Origin of the sequence: Mesorhizobium sp. M0019 (assembly GCF_040323975.1) — a bacterium.
Lineage (GTDB): Bacteria > Pseudomonadota > Alphaproteobacteria > Rhizobiales > Rhizobiaceae > Mesorhizobium.
Window position 1 is genome coordinate 38,567 of record NZ_JAMYVK010000051.1, and the last position, 7,126, is coordinate 45,692.

Sequence of the window (7,126 nt, forward strand, 5' to 3'; positions counted from 1 at the left end):
CATAAAGAGTCCAGAACTGCTCGTGCTGAGTTCGGCGATCGTCATAGTTATATGTTTAAGATTCCAAAGGTCAGACAGAGACGGCTGCCGCGCATCCGGTGATTTTCGGGACCTAATGAAGTATCGGCGTTACCTACGCGGGCGGCAACTGGATGCGGACTGCGCGGGAGAGCGGGCCAGCTTGGTTCGTCGGCCGTTGGTAGGACGTGCTCAAGCGGCGTTAATCTTCATCTCTGCGCCGAGCACCATCTTTGTCACGGCGGCGAAGTCGAGCTTCCCGGAGCCGAGGACGGGCACTTTCGCAACGACGCGCACTCCGGCGGGCACCATCAGGTCCATGGCGCCGTTGGCCTTAGCGAAGGCCAGGAATTCGGCACGCGTGGCGTTGACGGCCTCGGTGATGAGGATCAGCTTTTCGCCCTTGCGCGCATCTGGCACGGCGGCGACCGCCGAGAGCGAGCCTTTCCACAATTCGCCCGCCAGCGCCTCGACGGCGGCCATCGAGATCATCTCGCCACCGATCTTGGCAAAGCGCTTGGCGCGGCCTCGAATGGTGATGAAGCCGACATCGTCGACGGCGACGACGTCGCCGGTGTCATGCCAGCCGTCTTCGAGCGGTTCGAGCACGCCCGGCTTCTCGGCGCGCAGATAGCCTGCCATGACGTTGGGCCCACGCACGAACAGCCGTCCGCCATCCTCGACGCCAGGCACCGGATCCAGGCGATACTCCATACCCGGCATGATTTTGCCGACGCTGCCGGACCGGTTGTACATCGGCGTGTTGATGGAGATCACCGGCGCGGTTTCGGTCACGCCGTAGCCTTCGAGGATGCGCAGGCCGAACTTTTCCATATAGATCGCGCGGGTCGAAGGCTTGACCGGTTCCGCGCCGGCAAAGCAGTAGCGCACTGACCGGAAGTCGTAGGGGTGTGCGGTGCGGGCATAGCCGGCAAGGAACGTATCGGTGCCGAAGATGATCGTTGCGTTCGAGGCGTAAACCAACTCCGGCACGATCCGGTAGTGCAGCGGCGAGGGGTAGAAATAGACCGGCACGCCCGAGATCAGCGGCAGCACCGTGCCCGCCGTCATGCCGAAGGAATGGAAGATCGGCAGCACATTGAAGACCTTGTCGCCCGAGTGGAAGTCGATACGCGAGGCGGCCTGGGCGGCATTGGCCAGGATGTTGCGGTGGGTGAGCACCACGCCCTTGGGCGTGCCTTCGGACCCCGAGGTGAACAGGATCACCGCCGGATCTTCAGACTTGCGGGCGACCCGGGGTGCGCTCTTGCGCAGAAGGCCGAGCAGCTTGTGCCTGAGGCCAATGGTGGCCCGCAGATCATCGAGCCAGACGATGTCGACCGATCGGCCGAGTTCCTCGACCACGGCGCCGAGTTTCGCTTGTTCGACAAAGGCGCGCGAGGTCAGCACGGTGCGCACCTCGGCGGCTTTGCAAGCGGAGAGGATGTTAGCTGCACCGGCTGTGAAGTTCATCATCGCCGGAACCTTGCCGGCCGACATAACGCCGAGCAGCGTCGCACAGGCGCCATTAGCGTTGGGCAGCATGATGCCGAGCGTCTGCTGGCCGGCATAGAGTTTCTTGAATTTCTCGCCAAGCACGGCGGCGGCTGTCAGCAGCTTGCCGTAACTCAGCGAACCGGTGACCGGGTCCTGAACGGCCAGTTGCTTCATGCCGCGTTCGTTCGCCGTCTGGATGATCTTCTCCAGCACAGCCTTGTCGATGTCCTGGGTGCGGAAGACGAGGTCCGACATGACCTGGTAGAGGGCAGCGCCCGCCGCGGCGCGGCGCTTCCGGCCCTTCAGATCCTGCAGTACTTCAAGTTTGACGGGCTCCAGAATGGTCACCTTGACCTTCGGGAACAGCCGGCGGCGAATATGCAGCGAGGTCAGCCGCGAAAAATAGCTCTTCTCCAGCCCGTCGATGCGCACGGGCACGACCATCGAGCCGGTCTTGTCGGCCACCATGGCGGCGCCGTCATAGACCTTCATGAGGCCGCCGGTGACGGTGATCCGCCCTTCGGGGAAGATGACCAGCGGATCGCCGCCTTGCACGATCTTGATCAGCGTGCGGGTCGACATCGGCTTGGCTGGATTGAGCGGCAGCGCACGGGCGAGCTTGAGGAAAGGCTTCATCCACCAGGCCTGGGCGATAGTGTGGTCGATGGCAAAGACGGGCTCTTCCTCGGTCAGCGTCAGGGCCAGCGGACCGTCGAGGAAACTGACATGGTTGAGCGCCAGGATGGGTGCCGGGCCGGCCGCCTTGAGGTTTTCCAGCCCCTCCACCTCCAGACCATGGAAGGCTCGGAACAGAATGGAAACGAAATCGCGGAAGGCGTTTGTCGGAAGGTATCTCAGCATCAGCCAGGCGGCGACCACGTTGAGTGCGGCGAGGCCGAACAGGATACCTCCAGTGGAGACGCCCGCTGCTTGAATCGCGGCGACAAGTATGCCGCCCACCGTCATGAAGCCTGCATTGACGATGCTCACGGCGGCGACGACGCGAGCGCGGCTGGCTTCGGGCGCCCAGGCTTGCACTGCGGCGAAGGTCGGCACGACAAGAAAGGCGCTGGCAATAGCCATGCCGGCAAGGTCGATCGCAACATGGACCGTGTTTGGCCCGGCGAAGAATATTGCGAGCGTTTCGGCCCTGGGCGAGGGCTGCATGCTCCAGATGGTCCAGGCCAGGTCCAAGCCGAATAGTGCCATCAACGCCGTGCCAACCGGGGCTGGCAAGAGCACGATGCGGCCCTGCGACATCCATGCGGCTATGGCAGAGCCAATCGCGATCGAGACGGCGAACACCGCGAGATAGGCGGTGACAGCGATTTCTCCGCCACCGAGCGAATCCTTGACCAACGTAGGCAGGATCGAAAGGACAATGGCCCCGATAAGCCAGAACCACGACGTCATCAGTCCGGCGCGCCAGATCCGCTTGTCGGCACGCAAGCCGTTGACCTGTCGCCACGTCGAGCGAAAGATGTTCCGGTCTATAACGAGGTCGGGTGCAGCAGAACCGGTTGACGGAATGTATCGGCTGACAAACCAGCAACCGATGGCGAGGATCATCATCATCGGCCCGAAGACCGAGACGCCTATGCCATCGGCCGAGACGACGCCTCCGGCGATAGTGCCGCCGAGGATGGCGGCGAAGGTTGCCGATTCGATCCAGGCATTGGCGCGGGGCAATTCCTTGCGCTCGAGATGATCCGGCAGGATGCCGTACTTGATCGGTCCGAACAGTGCCGAGATGATGCCGAACATGAGCAACGCCATCATCAGCACCGGGATCGACGACAGCGCGATCCCAACGACAGCGACAGCCGCAGCGGCGATCTCGGTGAATTTCAGCCGACGGGCGATGAGCGCCTTGTCGAACCGGTCGGCGATCTCGCCACCAAGGGCGGACAGGAGCAGGAAAGGAGCCATGAAGACGGCACCCGCCAGGGTGACCAGTGATGCCGCCTTGTCCGCCGCCAGGGTGAACAGAATAAGGAAAACCAGCGTGTTCTTGAGGAAATTGTCGTTGAAGGCGGACAGGAACTGCGTCCAGAAGAGAGGCGCAAAACGCCGTGAAGTCATCAGATGACTGTTCGTGGGGTTGTTCGTGACGATTTCCATAGCGGCGACTTCCATTGGGCAGACCGTTGAAGATCCTGGTCGGATCGATCCGCGGTCTTGCGCGGTTTGAGCCTTTTTGTAGTGGGAACCCGATTACGCTTCGTTACTGCGGCTCACATTGATCAGCAGCTTTCGGTGTTGCCGGTTGATGAAGCGGCTTGCCTCTTTCGCGTCTCGCGGTGTCTTGGTGATGGTTCGAGGTATCCACGAGCCTGGTCGCGGCCATCGGGCAGAACCCCTTGGCGGCTATGCTTGCCCCATGAAATTGATGCGGCCGTCATCATCCAGGCGGCGATAGCGAAAGTGGGCGTGGTCAACGTTTGCAGGCGCTTGAACCCTTGGGAGCATAGCTGTTGGAGGTCATCGATATTGTCTTTTGGTTTCAGGGTGAGGTTGCGCCGGCGTTGGTCTGTTTCCGGGTTCGATACAATCAGCCGGTCTTGCGACAGTCTTTCGCAGCCGGTCGAGGACGGCGTCAGTGAGCCGGCTCGCTTCATCGGCATGAGCGGTGACGGCATACGTCATCAAAGCAATAAGACTGCCCGCATCCTCACCCCGTCGTTTGGTCGAAAGTAAGGTGGGACAATCAGAGTGCGCAAACTTGTCATTACTGATACTGCGCTTCACCCCAGCTTTTAGCGTGCGCCCTTCGGCATATGCGTGGTTCACCATTCCTTCACTTTATTAGCGCACGTTCATATGCGGACATGTTGGTGTAGCTTGTACGTGCCCAAAGCCCCGGCGCATCGACCCAGCGCTGGGGCTTTTTTGTCCGCCTGGTAATCCGCATGTTCCCCAGACAGGGGCGTGAACTGCGCAGTCGCCCTTGAAGGTGAGTTCGCCGCTGTGGTGTCCTCTTGCATCGACCAAGCTCAAGGCAACGCCATCGACTTGAGCCTAGCTGTGCGTGTTTTGACATTTCGACGTCGCGGTGTCGGATTATTTGCATGCAAACCAGTTTTACGACGCTATCCTCCCATCCTCAACGGACCATTCTGGGAGGAACGCATGGCTGCGCATGAGCAACATGCCGTTGAAATCATTAGGGACAAAGAGTGGTCGGTTCGCGTGACGGTCAACGGCACCACCACCACGGTCCCTTTTACATCTGAGAGCTACGCGCGTTCGTTTGCAGACGGTCAGGCGTTCCGACTGGGCGTTCAGGTCGCGGAGATCAAGAAGGCGGCCTAGCTGCGCGCTTGGCCAAGGCCGCATGGCGATTGAAGCCCGAGTGACCAAAGTCGGTCGAAAAAGCGGCAACGCTTACGGTCTGCCACGCGCGGCAAGTGACCAAGTAGCCTCACTCGCTCATCGCATGAAGCACGTCGTGCTTGATGATCTCGATGCTGCGCAGATTGAGCAGGCGGATGACGCCTTTGTCCTTCAGCCGGGTGAAAACCCGCGACACGGTTTCGATGGTGAGGCCGAGATAATCGCCGATATCCATGCGCGACATCGGCAGTTCGACCTGTCGCAAGCCGCCCTGCCGCTCCGCCATGTCGACCAGGAACGCGGCGACGCGTTCGATGGCATTCTGACGGCCGAGAACCAAGAGATGTTCCTGCGCTCTCGTCAGGCCCTTGAGAGCCAACGGCAGCAGCTGACGGGAGAGATCCGCACCAGTGGCAAAGCGGAAGACGCGGACACCCACGGCGTTGATGGCTTCGGCGAAAAAATGATGGGTGGTGTCGGCTTCGAAACCGAATGTCTCTCCGGCCAGATGGAAGGCACTTATCTGCCTGCGACCGTCCGCAAGCAGGCGGTAAACACGCACGGCGCCAAACTCGACCTGATAGAAGGCTCCGGCCTTTTCACCTTGCGCATAGATTTCCGAACCGCAGCGAAAGAAGCTGACCGGCTGTAGCAGTGTCGGATCGAATGCCGTAGGCAGGCTCGACTGTAAGCCGTGCGACGGCAGTGAAATTCTGGAGGTCGATTGGGCGTGCATGGCTGTTTCCCGGTTGATCCGTAGCACAGCAATCGCGCGAATCAGCAGGTCGCGAAATTCGGTTCTATCCCTACGGGAAACTACCTAGTGCTTGGCTGGGAAAGCGGTGAAGGCCGGCAGCGTGCCTACGCGGCGCTCGCCTTCTCGGGAACTTGCGCATGCTTCTGCCGACTTGTGCCGCATTGAAATTGTCGGAGCACGCAATCATCAGCGTCGGTCGACAGCCATCATACTGGCAGACTGGCAACGGAAACGCGGTTTCGACAGGTCGGCAACCGGGCCGAAATCCGCCGTCTGCAATCGCGACTGAAATCACTGGTGAGGATGCAGGAGTGGGCAAACGAAAGCCAGATCGCCAAGATCGGAATCAGAGCCGTCGACATCATCGACGTCGACATGGCTCGCATTCAGATGATCTTCCCGGCTAAGCCCGACGAGGCGACCGGTGGGCGCTGAAGCCAACGGCTTTCGCTGGTCGCCGTCGTCGCAAGGCACTTGGCAGCGCCATCTTAACGAGGCCCGGACAATGGTGGACGAACGGGTGATGAAAGCCATCACCGTCGAGGACGCCTCGTGAGCCGCGCCGAAAGGGATCGCAATTCTTCGAAGTTATGGAGTTTTTCGGGAATGGCGATCCTTTCTTTGGTGGCGAGGCCGAGGGACAATTGATTGAACAGTTCGCGAGATGCCGATTCGCGCAGTCGCGCCAGCTATGCTCTGGCTGCAACGCATCCAACGTTACCATCCATCCTGACATGAACGCGCCGGCAGTCATGCTACTGTGGAAGCGCAGCTGGCCGATCCTACGACATCGTTCTGGCAGCCTGCCATGAAGTGAAGAGGAGAGTTCACCATGTCCAGAATGAATCGCCGCGCCTTGCTTCTCAACGCCGCCAGCGCCGTTGTCGCCTCGACGGTTGCGGCATCGGCTTTCGCCACAAAGCCGCGACGGGAGGACCGGGAACCGTCCCGCGATCTGCGGGCGCTGATCAATGCGCACAAGGCAGCGTACGCGGCATTCGGCAAGGCGATCCACGAAATGGGCGGCAGTAACCGCGACCACGACAGAGCCAGCCGGGCTGAGGAAAGGGCGCTGCTGGCTGTATGCGCCTATCCTGCGGTCAGGGAAGGTGATCGCCGGTCCAAGGCCCGATATCTTTTGAAGATCGAGGCGCGCGGTGAGCTCGACTTGGCAGAGCATATGCAAGCTCTTCTCCGCTCGACGATGGGGGAGGGATAGGACCGGGATTGCGTGTCCTGCTTCTCGTCGATGGCATTCGTGTGCAGCTAGAACCAGGCGTCGAGCCAGTTGCCTAGGCCTCGCTCGATAGCATATTGCGAGCGGCATAGAGTTCGCCAATGAAGTCGGTGATCAAAGTCGAATTGATGCCGTCCGGCGGGCGCAGGAGTAGCGCGCGGAAATTGACGGCTGGCTCGAATGGCCTGGCCAAAATACCGCCGATCATGCCGTCCGCAATGACGGAGGGATTGACCAAGCCGATCCCCATGCCCTTCGCTGCGAGGATGGCGATGGTCAGGCCG

At 60.7% G+C, this 7,126-nt stretch carries 7 protein-coding genes and 1 pseudogene; 4 read left to right on the top strand and 4 right to left on the bottom strand.

Annotated elements, in window-relative coordinates:
* Window positions 1–210: 210 nt before the first annotated feature.
* Both NKK47_RS28150 and NKK47_RS28155 read right to left on the bottom strand, forming a co-directional pair.
* The gene (locus NKK47_RS28150; protein WP_352579051.1) at window positions 211–3,636 is read right to left on the bottom strand and encodes an acyl-[ACP]--phospholipid O-acyltransferase; all 3,426 of its coding nucleotides are present in this window, start codon (window positions 3,634–3,636) and stop codon (window positions 211–213) included.
* 122 nt (window positions 3,637–3,758) lie between these two features.
* Entirely contained in the window at window positions 3,759–4,139 is a 381-nt protein-coding gene (locus tag NKK47_RS28155) for a hypothetical protein (RefSeq protein ID WP_352579052.1), read from the bottom strand.
* Window positions 4,140–4,644: 505 nt separating this feature from the next.
* On the opposite strand from NKK47_RS28155, the gene NKK47_RS28160 reads away from it, so the two are divergent.
* Window positions 4,645–4,827, top strand: coding sequence for a hypothetical protein (locus tag NKK47_RS28160; protein WP_023679139.1), 183 nt, complete (start codon window positions 4,645–4,647; stop codon window positions 4,825–4,827).
* 109 nt (window positions 4,828–4,936) lie between these two features.
* On the opposite strand, the gene NKK47_RS28165 is transcribed toward NKK47_RS28160, so the two are convergent.
* Entirely contained in the window at window positions 4,937–5,584 is a 648-nt protein-coding gene (locus NKK47_RS28165; protein ID WP_352455519.1) for a helix-turn-helix domain-containing protein, read from the bottom strand.
* Window positions 5,585–5,902: 318 nt separating this feature from the next.
* Here NKK47_RS28165 and NKK47_RS28170 point away from each other — a divergent pair, with 318 nt between their 5' ends.
* The 3 genes from NKK47_RS28170 (at window position 5,903) to NKK47_RS28180 (ending at window position 6,824) form a co-directional block, all read left to right on the top strand.
* A complete protein-coding gene (locus NKK47_RS28170; RefSeq protein WP_352455520.1) occupies window positions 5,903–6,040 on the top strand; it encodes a hypothetical protein in 138 nt (45 codons plus the stop codon).
* Window positions 6,030–6,161, top strand: coding sequence for a hypothetical protein (locus NKK47_RS28175; RefSeq protein WP_352455521.1), 132 nt, complete (start codon window positions 6,030–6,032; stop codon window positions 6,159–6,161). The genes NKK47_RS28170 and NKK47_RS28175 overlap by 11 nt, the downstream gene beginning before the upstream one ends.
* Before the next feature lie 276 nt (window positions 6,162–6,437).
* Complete coding sequence (locus tag NKK47_RS28180) at window positions 6,438–6,824, top strand: hypothetical protein (protein WP_352579053.1); 387 nt, start codon at window positions 6,438–6,440, stop codon at window positions 6,822–6,824.
* Between the two features lie 73 nt (window positions 6,825–6,897).
* Here the strand turns inward: NKK47_RS28180 and NKK47_RS28185 are convergent.
* Window positions 6,898–7,126: pseudogene (locus tag NKK47_RS28185) on the bottom strand (LysR substrate-binding domain-containing protein); the annotation flags it as partial.

Coding starts and splice junctions, on each gene's coding strand:
- NKK47_RS28150 (WP_352579051.1), bottom strand. CDS start 3,636: ATGGAAATCGTCACGAACAACCCCACGAACAGTCATCTGATGACTTCA.
- NKK47_RS28155 (WP_352579052.1), bottom strand. CDS start 4,139: ATGCCGATGAAGCGAGCCGGCTCACTGACGCCGTCCTCGACCGGCTGC.
- NKK47_RS28160 (WP_023679139.1), top strand. CDS start 4,645: ATGGCTGCGCATGAGCAACATGCCGTTGAAATCATTAGGGACAAAGAG.
- NKK47_RS28165 (WP_352455519.1), bottom strand. CDS start 5,584: ATGCACGCCCAATCGACCTCCAGAATTTCACTGCCGTCGCACGGCTTA.
- NKK47_RS28180 (WP_352579053.1), top strand. CDS start 6,438: ATGTCCAGAATGAATCGCCGCGCCTTGCTTCTCAACGCCGCCAGCGCC.